Origin of the sequence: Segatella buccae ATCC 33574 (assembly GCF_000184945.1) — a bacterium.
GTDB classification, from domain to species: Bacteria; Bacteroidota; Bacteroidia; order Bacteroidales; family Bacteroidaceae; genus Prevotella; species Prevotella buccae.
On sequence record NZ_GL586311.1, the window covers coordinates 2,900,422 to 2,915,061 of the forward strand.

Consider the following 14,640-nt stretch of genomic DNA (forward strand, 5'->3'; position numbering starts at 1 on the left):
CCCCCCATCCCCCCTAAAGGGGGGCTTTCCCATCCACCTGTTCGCAGGAATGTAAGCCCCCCTTTAGGGGGGATGGGGGGTCCGTGGATGGGGAGTCCGTGGGTTGGGGAGTCACTTATATTATGTTTTACGGAATCATTGGAACAGGCGCCATCGGCGGATACTATGGTGCCAAGCTGGCCCGGGCCGGCAAAGACGTGCATTTTCTGTTGCACAGCGACTACGAACAAGTGGCGACCAACGGTCTGCAAGTAGACTCCGTGGCCGGGAGTTTCACACTTCCTGCGGTCAACGCCTATCGTCGGGCGGCCGACATGCCGCCCTGCGATGTGGTGCTCGTGGGCCTGAAGACGGTCAACCAGCACTTGCTCCCCACCCTGCTGCCACCCTTGCTCAAGCCCGACACGCTGGTGGTGCTCATCCAGAACGGTGTGGGCGTGGAGGCCGCCGTGCAGCAGATGTTCCCCCACGTGCAGCTCGCTGCCGGCTTGGCTTTCATCTGTGTGGCCAAAAACCGTCCCGGGGTGGTGGAACATTTGGATAAAGGCAGCATCGACATCGGCAACTACAGCTGTCGGGATGCCGCCCGCATGGCCCACCTCATGGCCGACCTCACCGATGCCGGCATTGAAGCCCGCGAGGTGGAATATCACGAGGCCCGTTGGCGCAAAGCCGTGTGGAACATGCCTTTCAACGGGCTTTCCGTAGCTCTCCGCGCCACCACCGATGCCCTGTTGGCCGATGAAGCCTCCCACGGCCTCGTGCGGGCCCTCATGCTGGAGGTGATAGGGGCGGCCCGTGCCCTCGGGGTGGAGGCACTCACCCCCGAACTGGCCGACCGCATGATAGCCTACACCCTCGCCATGAAACCCTATTCGCCCAGTATGAAGCTCGACTTCGACTACCACCGACCCATGGAGATAGAATTTCTCTACACGCGCCCCATCGCCCTGGCCCGCCAAGCCGGGTTTGACATGCCCCGTCTCTCCATGCTCGAAGCCCAACTCCGCTTTGAGGAAGGGAGGACTTTAAAGACCCCTTAAGCTACGGACGGCCCCCCAAGCTACGGACAGACCCCCAACCCCCTAAAGGGGGCTTTGCCATCCACCTGTTCGCAGGAATGTAAAGCCCCCTTTAGGGGGTTGGGGGTCTGTCCGTAGCTTGGGGGGTCTCCTTTGGCTCCTTATCTCTCCAGCCGTGCGAAGGCCACAAGAAGGATGCTGGTGCCGAGGACGGTGATGAGGAGGGAATGCAGTGGCAGGGAGGAGAGTGTGAAAAGGGAGGAGAAATGGGAGGAAAGATGGGAGGAGAAGAGGAAGTCGCAGACGCGGCTCAGCCCCAAGTCGAACTCGATGCGGAGGTGGGCAGCGATGCCGGCAAACAATTCGCCGACCCCTTCCCACAAGCGGGCCCACACGACAAATGCCACACCGAGGAGGGCACAGAGAGCCGTCCAGATGCGGTAGAGCGGGCGGGAGCGCACAGGCAGGCGGCGCATCACGCCGTCGGAGAAACCGTCGTCGGGCACGTCTCGGGTGTTGCGGGCCAGAAATCGGGCCACGAGGAGTTCGTCATTTTCGGTCATATCCATTCTTCTTTAAATAGTCAGCTAATTTTTCTTTCCCCCTCGACAGGTGCGACTTCACGGTGCCCGCGGGCATACCCGTGATTTCGGAAATCTTGTCGATGGGCTGTCCCTCGATGAGTTGGAGGGTGATGCAGGTGCGCTCACGGTCGGCCAACAGGGCCAAAGCGTCGTAGACGTCGAGTGCCAGTGAGGTGTCGGCATGGGCGGCGGTGCGGCGGGCCACCTCGGGCGTGTCGAGATCGGCCTGCTGGCGGTGGGAGCGCATATAGTCGTAGAACACGTTGTAGGCTATGCGGAAGAGCCATGTGGAAAACCCCGAGAGTCCGCGGAAGGCCGTGATGTGGGTGTAGGCCTTGACAAACGTGTCTTGCGCGAGGTCGTCGCTCAACTGTTCGTCGCCCAGCGTCTGGTGCAGGAAGAACCGTCTGACGGGCGACTGATACTTGCGCACAAGCGTGTCGAAAGCGCGCCTGTCGTGCAGCACAGCCACCCGCGTGACGAGAGAGAGGTCGTTGAGTTCTTTCACTGCCGTTCGTTTTTAGTTTGTTCCGCTTTCCGGGAGGGCCGCCGTTACAGTGTGTCCTCCTTTTGAGATTCCTGCCGGGGCTCGTCCTGCCGGGGCTTGGGGTCGCCTTTCTCAGGCCGGCGCGAGGGCGACCACTTGGCTATCACGAGCTGGCCCACGCCATAGAACATGACGAGCGCGCCGATGCCGGTGAGGAAGTCGGCATCCCATAAGGCGAACATCACCGTGAGGCCGAGTCCGAGGAAGGCCGTCCTGATGCCATGCCGCCACATATACTCATCGGTCTGCCGCTCTTCGGGCAACGCTTCCGAGGGAATGGGCTGCCCCGTCTCCATCGCCTTCTGGGCGAGTTGGATGCGCTGGTTGCGGCGCTTGATGAGAAACCACACGATGAGCACCACGATGATGAGGGGGGCGAGAAAGAACAGGCCCGCCATCAACACGGCGGCGAGGGCCACGAGGGTGGCTCCGATGCCAAAGCCGCCCTTGAACAGGTCGCGCAGGATGTCGCGGGCGAAGCCCTCGTCGTCATCGTCGTCGGCATGGTGGGTGAACACGGGATCGTCGAAGGCCGTGTCAATGCCGGTGGTATCGGAGAAAAGGTCGATGGGCTCCGAGGAGTCTTGCATGGCCGGGGCCGGGGCGGCATGGTGGGAGGTGTGGCGGGCGGGAGCGGCACTTGCCGGAAGGGGCAGGGCGCTGAACGCCAGCGGGGCGGCACTCAGGGTGAGTGCGAGGAGGAGGGTCATGAATGGTTGTTTCATATTTTCCGTTTCTTGATTGATTTCTGACCGTTAGACGAAGCAGACCGGCTTTTGGTTGCAAAGAAACGACTTTTTTTTCAGATAACCTTCAAAATAGACCGGCCGGCGGGCCCGGAATGTCGAAAAAAATGCGTAAGTTTGCATGCACAATACGGAGAACCGATGAATCTGCCCAAGGATTTTGAACAATACACCCGCCGGCTGATGGGTGACGCACTCTACGACACGCTGTGCCGCGGACTCGATGATGTGCCGCCCGTGAGCATCAGGCTCAACCCCTTCAAGTGCGGCGGGGCGGCGATGGCTGCCACGCGCGGTGAGGCGGGGGTGCCGTGGTGTGCCGAGGGGGTGTATCTGCGCGAGCGTCCCAACTTCACGTTCGACCCGCTGCTCCACGCCGGCCTCTACTACGTGCAGGAGGCCTCGTCGATGTTTGTGGCCCACGTGCTGCGCTCGCTGGTCAGTGGGCCGGTGCTCGCGCTCGACCTCTGTGCGGCGCCGGGCGGCAAGTCGACCTGCGCGATGGGGGCCCTGCCGGCGGGGAGCGTGCTCTGTGCCAACGAGCCTGTCAAGCCGCGGGCGCAGATTCTGGCCGAGAATGTGCAGAAATTCGGCCACCCCGACATCATCGTGACGGCCAACTTCGCAGCCGACTATGCCCGCACACGGCTCGACTTCGACATCATTCTGGCCGACGTGCCGTGCTCGGGAGAGGGCATGTTCCGCAAAGACGAGGGGGCGGTGGCCGAATGGAGCGCGGACAATGTGGAACGGTGCCGGCGGTTGCAACGCGACATCGTGGCCGACATCTGGCCGAGGCTGAAGCCGGGCGGACTGCTCCTCTACTCCACTTGCACGTTCAATGCCCGCGAGAATGAGGAGAATGCGGAATGGATAGCCGACCAACTGGGGGCCGACTTTGTGGAGATTCCGGTGGAGGCGGCGTGGAACATCACGGGCAGCCTGACCGACGACCGCCCCATGTACCGCTTCATCCCGGGCAAAACGCGTGGCGAAGGGCTCTTCATGGCCGTGCTGCGCAAGCGGGGCGAGACCGCTCCCCTACCCTTGCAGGGCGCGGCAAAGGCCGGCAGTGTGCGTGTGGACGAGCGGCAACTGAAGGGGCTGCGCATCCTCGCCCACGGCATCGCCGGGCCCACGGTGAAGGGCAAGAGCGTCATCCCCGACCACTCGGAGGCACTGTCCATCTTATATAATAAGGAGAAATATCCCGCAGCCGAACTATCCTACGCGCAGGCGATGGCCTATCTGCGCCACGAAGCCGTCACGCTGCCGTCCGCCGTGCCGCGGGGCATCGTGGCCGTAAGCTACGGAGGCCATCCTCTGGGGTTTGCCAAGAACATCGGCACGCGGGCCAACAACCTCTATCCGGCGGAGTGGAAGGTCAAGAGCGGGCATGTGCCCGACGAGGCTCCGCACATCATCAACGAAGACAACTAACCATAAACCGACAATGAAACAATATCTCGACTTGCTCAGACGCATACTCGACGAGGGCACCCCGAAGGGCGACCGCACGGGCACGGGCACGCTCTCCGTGTTCGGCCATCAGATGAGATTCAATCTCGAAGAGGGATTCCCGCTGCTCACCACCAAGAAACTGCATCTCAAGTCGATTATCTACGAACTGCTGTGGTTTCTCAAGGGCGACACGAACGTGCGCTACTTGCAGGAACACGGGGTGAGGATATGGAACGAGTGGGCCGACGAGAACGGTGACCTCGGGCCGGTCTACGGCCACCAGTGGCGCTCGTGGCCCGACTACAAGGGGGGCACGATAGACCAGATACAGAACGTGCTCGACCAGATAATGCGCACGCCGGACTCGCGCCGCATGATGGTGTCGGCGTGGAATCCTGCAGAGGTGGACGACATGGCGCTGCCGCCCTGCCACTGCCTCTTCCAGTTCTACGTGGCCGACGGACGCCTGAGCCTGCAACTCTACCAGCGCAGTGCCGACACCTTCCTCGGCGTGCCGTTCAACATCGCCTCCTACGCGCTGCTCACCATGATGATGGCGCAGGTGACGAGGCTGCGGCCGGGCGACTTCATCCACACCACGGGCGACACCCACCTCTATCTGAACCACCTCAGTCAGGCCCGTCTGCAACTCACACGCACGCCGCGCCCCCTGCCCACGATGCGGCTCAACCCCGAGGTGAAAAGCCTTTTTGACTTCCGCTTCGAAGACTTCACGCTCGAAAACTACGACCCCTACGACCACATCAAGGCCACGGTGTCGGTGTGAAAACAAGAAATGACCACTCACATGTCTCTCAACATCATTGCCGCCGTGGCTGCCAACCGCGCCATCGGCTACGAAAACCAACTCCTCTACTGGTTGCCCAACGACCTGAAACGCTTCAAGGCACTCACCACGGGCCACACCATCGTCATGGGCCGGCGCACCTTCGAGTCGCTGCCCAAGGGTGCGCTGCCCAACCGCCGCAACATTGTGCTGAGCCGTTCGGGCCAGGTGTTTCCCGGTTGTGAAACCTACGCCTCGCTCGCCGAGGCCCTCGCCCACTGCACCCCGGCGGAGGAGGTCTACATCATCGGCGGGGCCACCGTCTACGAACAGGCCCTGCCTCTCGCCGACCGCCTCTGTCTCACCGAGATAGACGACACGCCCGCGCAGGCCGACGCCTTCTTCCCGCCCTATCGCGAAACATGGCGCGAGACTGCCCGCGAGCCCCACCCCACCGACGAACGACACGCCCACCGCTACGCCTTCGTCGACTATGTGAGGAAATAGGGCCGAGGCAGCCGGAGGCCTGCTTACCGCCGGCAGAACTTTATCCGCCGAGACCACGCTTCCACAACGCGCGTGGCTTTTATTTGTATGCTCCGCGCACTATTCATAAGAGCAAAAGCACTCTCCACACTCGAAAACAACAAGAAAACGAACAAAAGTTTTGGGCGTGGCCAAAACTTTTGTTATATTTGCCAAAAAGTTAAGGTATGGAGAACGTTTTCGACGCATTGCGACAATACAATTACTGGGGAGGAGAGCCCATCGACATGGGGTTCACCCGCCGGACCTATCTGGAAAGAATCATGCCCTTCGTGGGCAACCGCCTTGTGAAGGTGCTCGTGGGCCAACGCCGGGCCGGCAAAAGCTATCTGCTGCGACAGATCGCCAAGCAGCTCATCGACAACGGGGTGAAGCCTGAAAACACTTTCATGCTCAACAAAGACTTGCTGGCCTTCGACGGCGTGAGAGACTGCCACGACCTGACGGAACTCTTCGAACGCTATCGGCGTGAACTGAAACCCGAGGGCAAGGTCTACATCTTCATCGACGAGGTGCAAAACATCAGCGAGTGGGAGCGGTTTGCCAACTCCTACTCGCAGGATTTCACCCACGACTACGAGCTGTTTCTGACGGGCTCCAATTCGAAGATGCTCTCGGGCGAACTCGCTTCGCTGCTCTCGGGCCGATATGTGGAGATAGAGGTGTTTCCGTTCTCGTTTGCGGAGTTTTGCGGCATGGCGGGAAAAGAGGAGAACAGGCAGAGCTACATCGAATACATGCAGCAGGGGGGAATGCCGGAAATGCTCAAACTGACGGGCGACGAAGTGCGCCGCAACTATGTGATGGCACTGAAAGACACCATCTTGCTGCGCGACATCATACAGCGGGAAAGCATCAAAGACCCCCGGCTGCTGGAAGACTTGTTCGTCTATCTGGTGAACAACACATCGACGCTGTTCTCCATCAACAGCCTCATGAAATTCTACAAGGGCAAGGGGCGCATGGTGAGCTATGAGAAACTGTCGCAATATCTCACCTACATGTCGGATGCCTACCTGCTCCACCGCACCGACCGGTATAACATACGGGGGAAGGAGACGATTGCGGGCGTGTGCAAATACTACGCCAACGACCTTGCCTTCCGCAACTATCTCTTTCAGGGCACGGCCCACGGTGTGGGCTACGAACTGGAAAATCTGGTCTACTTGCAGCTCCGACGGTGTGGCTTCACGGTGTATGTGGGTGACAGCCAAGGACTTGAAGTAGACTTTGTTGCCATGAAAGGCGACCGCACCGTCTACCTGCAAGCCACCTACATGCTCGTCGACGAGGAAACTGTCAGGCGGGAATATGCGTCGCTACAAAGCATTGCCGACCACTATGAGAAATACGTGGTGTCGCTGGACGACCTGCAGTTGCCTTCGCGTGAAGGCATACGCCACATACGGGCTTGGGAACTGGAGCGGCGGCTACAGGGCGGACAGCTCTGAAAGACGAAGAAAAGCAACAAAGCAAAGCCACATTCCGCCTCGCAAAGGGAGTCGGAATGTGGCTTTTGTGTTTGCTTGAATGCCGGTGGCTGATGCCTCGCCCACCATTGCTGCATGGCGGGCGGCGGTGGCAGCCCCGGCGAGGCGTACGGGCAAAAGGCCTACGCCTCGTCGTCGTCTTCGCTCTCCTCGTCCACCGGCATGTCGACGATGGGCAGCTGGCGGTCGATGGAGGTGCTGAAAGAGATGATGGTCTCACTGCGCGACAGGCCCAGGGGCTGGAGCTTGTCGTGGATGAGCTGCATGAGATGGTGGTTGTTGCGGGCGTAGAGCTTGATGAAAAGGTCCATGCCGCCCGTGGTCATGTGGCACTCCACCACCTCGGGCACCTTGCGCAGGGCCTCCACCACCGTGTCGTGGCGCGAGGGGTCTTGCAGGTAGAGCGCAACGTAGGCGCAAGTCTCATAGCCTATTTTTTCCGGGTCGAGGATGAACTGCGAACCCTTGATGATACCGAGATTGGAAAGTTTCTGAATACGTTGGTGGATAGCCGCACCGCTCACGTTGCAGGCACGCGCTACCTCAAGAAATGGAATGCGAGCATCCTCGGAAATGAGTTTGAGGATTTTCTTGTCCAATAAATCTAAATGATGATGTCCCATAATAACTGTTAATTTGGGTACAAAGGTATAACAAAAATATGAATTTCACAATAAAAAAGAATGCAAATCTATTATTTTGATAGATTATTTTCACTTTTTTCTGTGGCAGAATAGCTTATTTTAAGGATATTGGCCCGCCGGAGGGCCTGTTTCACATCGTTGATGACACCCATCTTGGTGTGGCGGTCGGCCTTGATGGAGACCACAAGACGGGCGGCATCTTCGGGCGGCATACTGCGCTTGCGGGCCACGAGATAGTCGGTGAGGGCCTCGGGGGTGACGTAGCGGTCGTCCACCTGTATGCGCGTGGGGCCGTCGTCCCGACCTGCGGGGCGGCCGATGTAGACATAGACCACGGCCGACTTGCGGGCGAGCCGGGAGAGGCCGCTGCCCTGCGGCACGCGGTAGCGCACCTTGAGCGTGACCTCCTTCATGTGGGTGACGATCATGAAGAAGAAGAGCACGGTGAATATCAGGTCGGGCAGCGATGCCGTGTTGAGTCCGGGCACCTCCCTCCTGCGGCGGCGGAAAAGGCTCATGGGCGGCCTCCTTTCGCGGCGGTGACGGGAGTGGAGGAGGCAGGAGAGGCCGGACGGGCAGCCGGAGCAGGGGATGCGGAGGCTGCGCCGGTGTAGGATTCGGACACGCGTTGGGGCACGAGCCGGTCGACGACTTCGCGCTGCGAGGCGTCGCACCGCCCGTAGGGCCTGCCGAAACGGCTGCGGGCCACCCTGTTGCGCAGGCGGCGATACATGTCGGCGAGGGCGTTTTGGGTCTCGAAGTAGAGGTTGTAGTCGGCCTCGCGGTCGGCCTCGATGGTGATGATGTGCCGCCTGCCCACCCTGCCGATGAGCCGTTCGGCCTCGGCAGCCACGGCGGCGGGGGTGGAGGGGTGGCCGTCGGCGAGCAGTCGGCCGTCGGCCGTGAGGGTGAGGGCGAGCATGTCGGCCTTGTTCACGGCAGTGGATTCCTCCTGCCGCTGCCGCTCGGCGGGGGGCAGCTGATGGCGCAGCCCCTTGTCCACGTCCATGGAGGTGGTGACGAGGAAGAAGATCAGCAGCATGAACGAGATGTCGGCTGTCGACGTGGTGTTGAGCAGGGGCACGCTGTGCCTGTGGCGGCGGAACATCATGGGCGGGGCCGCTCCTTTCTGTAATAGCGGGTGTAGCCGAAGACCACGGCTCCCACGGCCACGAGCATGAGCACGAGGGAGGTGGCCACAAACATGTCGGCGGCCTTGAGCCAGAAGACATCGGCAAAGGGGGAGCCGTTGACCGTGACGGGAGCCGGCGAACCGCAGACAAACGAGAGCAGGACTACAACGGCGGTGAGGGCGGCCACGCCCATCGAAATCTTGGCCGAGGGCACGCCGTTGACCACGCGTTCGCTGCCGTCGCGCTGCCGCAGTCCGCGCCACAGGGCCCATGCGCCGGCACCCAAGGCGAGGGCCGCAAGGGCGAGGGCGAACCACAGGAGCATGTCGGTGAAGAGGGGGTCGCGAAAACCGGGACTCTCAAGGGAGGGGCGGTCGAAGCCCACAAGGAAAAAGGCGGCAAAAAGCAGGACCGTCAGCGCGAGCAGCACGTAGAGCACGCGCAGGGAGAGTCGTTCGGCGGGGAGCCGCCGGGGGAGGGAGTGTTTCATGCCGTGGGGTGTTTCTCACGGGCGAGGAGGTCGAGCAGCGTGATGGCCGATTCCTCCATCTGACTCGTGATGTGTTCAATCTTGGAGAGGATGTAGTTGTAGAACACCTGCAAAATGAGGGCTACGATGATGCCGAAGATGGTGGTGATGAGGGCCACCTTCATGCCCGAGGCCACGATGGTGGGGCTGATGTCGCCGGCGAGCTCTATCTGGTCGAAGGCCATCACCATGCCGATCACCGTGCCCAAGAAGCCGAGCGAGGGGGCCATGGCGATGAAAAGCGTGATCCACGAGCAGCCTTTCTCGAGATTGGCGGCCTGCACCGTGCCGTAGCTCACCACCGAACGCTCGATGTCTTCCAGACTGTCGGCGGCGCGCAACAGGCCTTGGTAGCATATCGCGGCCACGGGTCCGCGGGTGTTGCGGCAGAGCGTCTTGGCCTCTTCGAGATCGCCGCGCTGCAAGCGTTCCTCGATGTCGGCCATGAGACGCTTGGCGTTGATTTCAGACAGGCTGAGATAGATGATGCGCTCGATGCAGAAGGCCAGACCGAGGATGAGGGCCAGTGCCACGAGCGACATGAAGCCGGCGTTGCCCTCAATGAATTTCGTCTTGAGCGAGTGGTAGATGCCGCCGCCCTCGTCGGCTTCGCCAAAGGCCTCGCCGCCTGCCTCGGGCAGACTGTCGAGACCGGCCTGCGCGCCAACATCGGCCGTGTCGGCTCCGGCGGCAGCCTCCGTCGCCGGAGCATTTGCCTTTCCGCCGGGGGCGGAAGCGGCTCCCGAAGCAGCTGCGCCTTCCCCGGCTTGAGCGGACCCGCCTCCTTGCCGGGCGGCCGGGCCTTGACTCCGGGCGGCTACACCCTTGGTACGGGTCGCCGTGGCAGCATCTTTCGCCTGCACGGCCGGACCGCCGGCTGGGGCCTGAGCGGCAGCCTGCGCCGCCGATTGTCTGTGGGGAGCGTCGCCCGTCTGTGCGGCAAGTGCAAGCGTGCTGCCATATATCATCATCAACATTGCCACTCGGGCAACAACCGACTTAGCCTTCATCATTTTCTTCTTGGTTGATAGTTGGGCACAAAAGTACGACATTTTGCAGAAACAGCCAAACCTTTTCTTTTAATTTCTGTTTACAGCCGCCCCCGCCCGTCTTACGCCCGGCGCCTCCAGCCGCCCCCCACTCCGCCAGCCTCCCCCACCACTCCGCCAGCCTCCCTTTCTTTCCTCCGTCTTTTTTCCCTCCGGCATCTCCTCCCGCCCCGCTCTCCGCTCCACTCTCCCTCCTCGGTCTATAGCCTGAAACTCATCACAAAAATGAAAATAGCGGACACGCGGCTGTGGTCGGGTAAGCCCTCACGCCGTGAGGGCCTCCCCCTCTCCCCGCCATCGACACCCCTCCTCTCCCTCATCCGGCCTTTCTCATCCGGCAAAAAGGCCCCTCTCATCCGGCGAAAGGGGCCCTTTCATCCACCCGCCGCAGCCCTTTTGTCCCGCCATTCGGCCCGCGCGACACCCTCCCCAACCGCCCGGGCACAAAAAAAGGGGGCACACCCGTGCTCCCTCCGCTACCGCAAAGATACAATAAAAACGCGCGAAATGCAAACGCGCGGCGAATTTCCTTTACACCTCAAGCCTCTCCCGGCCACGGTCGGGCTCCCTCCTGCCGCGCCCCTCGGGGCAGACATTCCGCCTGCCCTCACGCTCGCTCACCACGCATATTTCACCCCGAGGGTGAACACGCCCTGCGCCCCGTAGCCGCACTCGCTGTAAAGGCGCACGGCCCGGCAGCCAAACTCCACGCCCACGACGCTCACCTGATAGGCCAACCGGGAACGGTGGTCGGCGGCATAGACCCTGCCCGCACAGCTCTGCTCGGCACTAAGGTGCTGCCATAGATAACCGAGCCCTATGCGGGAATAGAGGCGCAAGATGTCGAAACGGCTGTGCAGCCACGTGAAGCGCACGTGGGGCATCGCAAACCAGATGTTGCTGCCCCGCCGCTCCTCGCACCCCGAGGGGCCGTTGAAGGAATGGGCACCGCTGCCGGTGGCCACCAGTCCGCCCACGGCCCAGTGGCGGTCGATGTTGTAGTAGTATTCGACGGCGGCAGTGATGTGGGCAGCCAACCGCAGTCCGCAGAAATCATCGTCGCAACAGTCGCCGCCCGGGGCATCTTTGGGAGCCGTCTGCCGCTCGTCACGGGTGGAGGAGCACTCACCGAACAGGCCGGCATGGAAACCTATCTCGTGGCGGCGTAGGGGCAACTTGCCCTCATCCGACGCCCCTCCGGGCTCTCCGGCCGCAGCCACTCGCTCCACGCCCCGCTCTCCCTCCAGGCCCACCGCAGACTGGGGGAGATTTCCATTCTTCCCATTGCCAGCCTGAGCGGCAACGGAAAACAGCAGCCAAACCGCTGCAAGTATCGTCTTTTTCATACTGCAAGGATTATATCGTCTCTATCATGGCAGACACTCCGCTCCCACTCTGTGCGTGAGCGACGCCACTTCGCCCCCACTCAGCCCCCACTTCGCACATGAGCGACACTACCCTTGGGTAGCTACAAAGGCAGAGGAAGGCGAGATCACAGTAAAAAAGGAATATCATCACAAAGAATTATAGCAACAAACAACTTTATTACTAAAATAATTTATGCTTTTACATCCCCACCATTTCACACATCTTCTACCACCCATCACCTACCACCTCACCTATGGGCACATCACTCCCCTCTCCCCTCGGAGAGGGGCCGGGGGTGAGGCCTTTTTCTTCAACGCCCTATCTGCCGCGTGTTGAACACCTCATTGATGATGTCCTTGTTCTCCTCGGCAAAGGCCCGCACGATGCCGCTCACCACATCCTTGGCCGTCACCTTCTCACCCACGATAGACTTCAAGAACTCCACCATGTTTTTCATGTCTTTGTCGATGAGAATCGTCTCCATGTAGGTCTTGTTTTTCTTGAAGGCCACGGCAGAGTCGATGAAGTTCTGCCACTCCTGCCCCCGCTTGCTGCGACGGCTCGGTGCCTTCTTCTCTTCACCTTTGGCGGCAGCATCATCGAGTTCGGCAGCCGACTCTACGGCGCCATTGGCCGGAGCGGAAGTATCGCGGGCCGATGCCGGACGGGCAGCGGGAGCAGCCGCCATCTCGTCTGCGGAAGGGGCGGAAGCGGCTGAAAGGGCGGGGGCGACGGCCGGGGAGGCCACTTCCTCGCCAGCCGGCCTGCCGTTGGGTGCTGACGGTTGCTGCGCGGGAGCCGTCTCCTGCCGTGTGGGGGCGGAGGCAGACTGCACGGGGGCGGTTTCCGACTGTGTGGGAGCCGCTGTCTCATGGGCCGGAACAGGTGCGGCAGCCTCGGCAGCCGGCTTCTCCTCTTTGGATTCTTCGCGTCGGCCGCCTATCGGGGGCATCGCGGGAATGGTTTGCACACCCTGTGCGCGTTCAACAAGTCCTGCAAGCGAGGACGGTATCGAAATCATATTTTCTTTGTGCTTTTTTGCCATATTCGTATCGGTTATATCAATTATTTAAGTTTCGTAAACTCTCGTTTCGGAACGAAAGGGGCTGTCGGTTGCCCCCACTCTCCTGCTGAAGCCGCCAAGTTCAGCCTATCCTGCTTCTTTTGGGACTATTCCTCTGACACTCAACGTGTTTCACATCGCTCGCATCACCGTTCGGAGGTTTTCCTCTCCGGGCCGTGGGGGCCTCTTCCTGCAGCCTGCCCGAGCATTGGGTCGGGCGTGCATCCGCCACAGAGTGTGCGGAAGGCCCCGCGCCGATGGTTTTCCACCTTATTATATATAGGCATCGGAAGGAGCTCTCCCCTACCCTATTTCATGTTGCGAATCATGTAGTCGAACGTCCCTTTCACGTCTTTCACCTGATCGCTCGAGTTGGAAATCGTGTCGATGCGCGTCAGCCCGATGTGTTGCGGGATGCGCGGTGTCACCTGTCCGAACTTCTTGAAAAGGTCGTCGGTGGCCATATACGACTGCAATTCGCGCACCGTGCCCGTGCGGGAATCGAACTTGTTGGGCACGAAAAACATCTCGGCAGCCATCTGAGGTATCTGGTCTTTCAGCTGATTGATCACTTCAATGAAAATGCCCGTGGAGTTGATGGTCTTCTTCTCATACTGGTAGGGGCACACGATGTAGTCGGCTCCTGCGAAGAGCTGCACCAGCCCGTCTTCATTGATGTTTCCCGGCGCGTCGAAAAGGAAGTAGCCCGGTGTCTCTTCCACGCTCTCCATGAGCTGCCGCACGTTCTCGGGATCTTTCAGCGAGAACGCCTGCACCACGTAGGGTATTTCCACCTCCTCGCCGTTTTCCTTCAAATCGTCCTCCCGCTGCGTGAATATCGTCTTCTGCAAGTCGGTGTCTATCACGCACACGGGCTTGTTTTTGCTTGCCAGATAGTTGGCGAAGAGCATACAAAGCGTTGTCTTCCCCACCCCACCTTTTTGATTGGCAAATACTATTTTCAAGTTTTTCTTCATCGTTTTTATTTATTATTCTTTATCGTTCTATCCATTTTCCTTTATTCTTCTATTCTTTTCCCTTTTATCATTTTACCCTTCCTTCTTCATCCTCCTATCCATTTTTCCTCATCATTTCATTCATCTCCCTTCATCACGCCAGCTATTTTTCCTCATCATTTCACTCAGCTTCCTTCATCACGCCAGCTACCTTTTTCGTCAGCTTATAAATGTTTCCTCTATCATTCGGAGTCCACTTACTCGCCCACTCATTCGAACGTCACTCGCCAGCCCATCAAATCATGTTCATCAACCAATGAAAACACATAATTATATGCGTGAGACCGGCTATTTCTTGGCACGCGGTTTGACTTTCGTCCAAACCTTTGGCAAATTTAAGAATTTTGCTTTATCCGGCCAAACAAACCCCGGAGAAAGTGTATATTTCACTATAGTTTTATGCTCTTTTACCCCTTTTCTACTATAATGTTATAATTATTAAGATATAATTTACTTTCCACCTAAACATATTTATAATTATATCTTTTTACAAACAAAGTCATACAACACTAAAATCATAAAGATATAAAGACTTAAAACATTTTATTCATTTAGATATTTACACCTTTACAATTATACAACTATATTTATTTAGCGTTATAACACTAACATTCTAAAGATTTAAAGCACTTTATTCTATAACAATTTACACCTT

The 14,640-nt window shown here is 59.3% G+C and carries 16 protein-coding genes; 5 read left to right on the plus strand and 11 right to left on the minus strand.

The features are described 5' to 3' along the window. Positions 1-122 precede the first annotated feature (122 nt). Positions 123-1,043, plus strand: a complete 921-nt coding sequence (locus HMPREF6485_RS11485; RefSeq protein WP_004346691.1) for a putative 2-dehydropantoate 2-reductase — start codon at positions 123-125, stop codon at positions 1,041-1,043. A 140-nt stretch (positions 1,044-1,183) separates the two neighbouring features. Here HMPREF6485_RS11485 and HMPREF6485_RS11490 read toward each other — a convergent pair whose 3' ends face one another. The 3 genes from HMPREF6485_RS11490 to HMPREF6485_RS11500 are packed head-to-tail and all read right to left on the minus strand — an operon-like array spanning position 1,184 to position 2,878. Next, positions 1,184-1,591: a DUF5056 domain-containing protein gene (locus HMPREF6485_RS11490; protein ID WP_004346692.1), complete on the minus strand. Its 408-nt coding sequence runs from the start codon at positions 1,589-1,591 to the stop codon at positions 1,184-1,186. After that, complete coding sequence (locus HMPREF6485_RS11495) at positions 1,572-2,114, minus strand: RNA polymerase sigma factor (protein ID WP_004346693.1); 543 nt, start codon at positions 2,112-2,114, stop codon at positions 1,572-1,574. Before HMPREF6485_RS11495 ends, HMPREF6485_RS11490 begins: the two co-directional genes overlap by 20 nt. A 44-nt stretch (positions 2,115-2,158) precedes the next feature. Further along, entirely contained in the window at positions 2,159-2,878 is a 720-nt protein-coding gene (locus HMPREF6485_RS11500; protein ID WP_004346695.1) for a DUF6249 domain-containing protein, read from the minus strand. 162 nt (positions 2,879-3,040) lie between these two features. Between HMPREF6485_RS11500 and HMPREF6485_RS11505 the strand changes: the two genes are divergently transcribed. From HMPREF6485_RS11505 to HMPREF6485_RS11520, 4 genes are all read left to right on the plus strand, one after another. Next, a complete protein-coding gene (locus HMPREF6485_RS11505) occupies positions 3,041-4,339 on the plus strand; it encodes a methyltransferase RsmF C-terminal domain-like protein (RefSeq protein ID WP_004346697.1) in 1,299 nt (432 codons plus the stop codon). Between the two features lie 13 nt (positions 4,340-4,352). After that, positions 4,353-5,147, plus strand: coding sequence for a thymidylate synthase (locus HMPREF6485_RS11510; protein ID WP_004346698.1), 795 nt, complete (start codon positions 4,353-4,355; stop codon positions 5,145-5,147). Between the two features lie 9 nt (positions 5,148-5,156). Continuing rightward, complete coding sequence (locus tag HMPREF6485_RS11515) at positions 5,157-5,654, plus strand: dihydrofolate reductase (protein WP_004346699.1); 498 nt, start codon at positions 5,157-5,159, stop codon at positions 5,652-5,654. 206 nt (positions 5,655-5,860) lie between these two features. Continuing rightward, positions 5,861-7,144: an ATP-binding protein gene (locus HMPREF6485_RS11520; RefSeq protein ID WP_004346700.1), complete on the plus strand. Its 1,284-nt coding sequence runs from the start codon at positions 5,861-5,863 to the stop codon at positions 7,142-7,144. Positions 7,145-7,305: 161 nt separating this feature from the next. Here the strand turns inward: HMPREF6485_RS11520 and HMPREF6485_RS11525 are convergent, their stop codons facing one another. The 8 genes from HMPREF6485_RS11525 to HMPREF6485_RS11560 form a co-directional block, all read right to left on the minus strand. Beyond that, on the minus strand, positions 7,306-7,806 hold the full coding sequence (locus tag HMPREF6485_RS11525; RefSeq protein ID WP_004346701.1) for an Lrp/AsnC family transcriptional regulator: 501 nt from the start codon (positions 7,804-7,806) through the stop codon (positions 7,306-7,308). 71 nt (positions 7,807-7,877) lie between these two features. Beyond that, positions 7,878-8,345, minus strand: coding sequence for an ExbD/TolR family protein (locus HMPREF6485_RS11530; RefSeq protein WP_004343374.1), 468 nt, complete (start codon positions 8,343-8,345; stop codon positions 7,878-7,880). Then, positions 8,342-8,938, minus strand: coding sequence for an ExbD/TolR family protein (locus HMPREF6485_RS11535; RefSeq protein ID WP_004346703.1), 597 nt, complete (start codon positions 8,936-8,938; stop codon positions 8,342-8,344). The genes HMPREF6485_RS11530 and HMPREF6485_RS11535 overlap by 4 nt, the downstream gene beginning before the upstream one ends. Then, on the minus strand, positions 8,935-9,450 hold the full coding sequence (locus HMPREF6485_RS11540; protein WP_004346705.1) for a hypothetical protein: 516 nt from the start codon (positions 9,448-9,450) through the stop codon (positions 8,935-8,937). The genes HMPREF6485_RS11535 and HMPREF6485_RS11540 overlap by 4 nt, the downstream gene beginning before the upstream one ends. Next, the gene (locus HMPREF6485_RS13780) at positions 9,447-10,502 is read right to left on the minus strand and encodes a MotA/TolQ/ExbB proton channel family protein (protein ID WP_155814413.1); all 1,056 of its coding nucleotides are present in this window, start codon (positions 10,500-10,502) and stop codon (positions 9,447-9,449) included. Before HMPREF6485_RS13780 ends, HMPREF6485_RS11540 begins: the two co-directional genes overlap by 4 nt. Before the next feature lie 653 nt (positions 10,503-11,155). Further along, positions 11,156-11,884: a hypothetical protein gene (locus tag HMPREF6485_RS11550; protein ID WP_004342382.1), complete on the minus strand. Its 729-nt coding sequence runs from the start codon at positions 11,882-11,884 to the stop codon at positions 11,156-11,158. A 332-nt stretch (positions 11,885-12,216) separates the two neighbouring features. Continuing rightward, positions 12,217-12,927 (minus strand): hypothetical protein, encoded by a 711-nt coding sequence (locus HMPREF6485_RS11555; RefSeq protein ID WP_248622308.1) that lies wholly within the window; start codon positions 12,925-12,927, stop codon positions 12,217-12,219. Positions 12,928-13,277: 350 nt separating this feature from the next. After that, positions 13,278-13,946: a ParA family protein gene (locus HMPREF6485_RS11560; protein WP_004342380.1), complete on the minus strand. Its 669-nt coding sequence runs from the start codon at positions 13,944-13,946 to the stop codon at positions 13,278-13,280. Positions 13,947-14,640: the final 694 nt, after the last annotated feature.

What these genes read in the sequence shown, in the direction of transcription:
- HMPREF6485_RS11515 (WP_004346699.1), top strand. Translation starts at nt 5,157, where the DNA reads ATGACCACTCACATGTCTCTCAACATCATTGCCGCCGTGGCTGCCAAC.
- HMPREF6485_RS11535 (WP_004346703.1), bottom strand. Translation starts at nt 8,938, where the DNA reads ATGATGTTCCGCCGCCACAGGCACAGCGTGCCCCTGCTCAACACCACG.
- HMPREF6485_RS11550 (WP_004342382.1), bottom strand. Translation starts at nt 11,884, where the DNA reads ATGAAAAAGACGATACTTGCAGCGGTTTGGCTGCTGTTTTCCGTTGCC.
- HMPREF6485_RS11555 (WP_248622308.1), bottom strand. Translation starts at nt 12,927, where the DNA reads ATGATTTCGATACCGTCCTCGCTTGCAGGACTTGTTGAACGCGCACAG.
- HMPREF6485_RS13780 (WP_155814413.1), bottom strand. Translation starts at nt 10,502, where the DNA reads ATGATGAAGGCTAAGTCGGTTGTTGCCCGAGTGGCAATGTTGATGATG.
- HMPREF6485_RS11505 (WP_004346697.1), top strand. Translation starts at nt 3,041, where the DNA reads ATGAATCTGCCCAAGGATTTTGAACAATACACCCGCCGGCTGATGGGT.
- HMPREF6485_RS11530 (WP_004343374.1), bottom strand. Translation starts at nt 8,345, where the DNA reads ATGAGCCTTTTCCGCCGCCGCAGGAGGGAGGTGCCCGGACTCAACACG.
- HMPREF6485_RS11500 (WP_004346695.1), bottom strand. Translation starts at nt 2,878, where the DNA reads ATGAAACAACCATTCATGACCCTCCTCCTCGCACTCACCCTGAGTGCC.
- HMPREF6485_RS11520 (WP_004346700.1), top strand. Translation starts at nt 5,861, where the DNA reads ATGGAGAACGTTTTCGACGCATTGCGACAATACAATTACTGGGGAGGA.
- HMPREF6485_RS11490 (WP_004346692.1), bottom strand. Translation starts at nt 1,591, where the DNA reads ATGGATATGACCGAAAATGACGAACTCCTCGTGGCCCGATTTCTGGCC.
- HMPREF6485_RS11560 (WP_004342380.1), bottom strand. Translation starts at nt 13,946, where the DNA reads ATGAAGAAAAACTTGAAAATAGTATTTGCCAATCAAAAAGGTGGGGTG.
- HMPREF6485_RS11540 (WP_004346705.1), bottom strand. Translation starts at nt 9,450, where the DNA reads ATGAAACACTCCCTCCCCCGGCGGCTCCCCGCCGAACGACTCTCCCTG.
- HMPREF6485_RS11525 (WP_004346701.1), bottom strand. Translation starts at nt 7,806, where the DNA reads ATGGGACATCATCATTTAGATTTATTGGACAAGAAAATCCTCAAACTC.
- HMPREF6485_RS11510 (WP_004346698.1), top strand. Translation starts at nt 4,353, where the DNA reads ATGAAACAATATCTCGACTTGCTCAGACGCATACTCGACGAGGGCACC.
- HMPREF6485_RS11485 (WP_004346691.1), top strand. Translation starts at nt 123, where the DNA reads ATGTTTTACGGAATCATTGGAACAGGCGCCATCGGCGGATACTATGGT.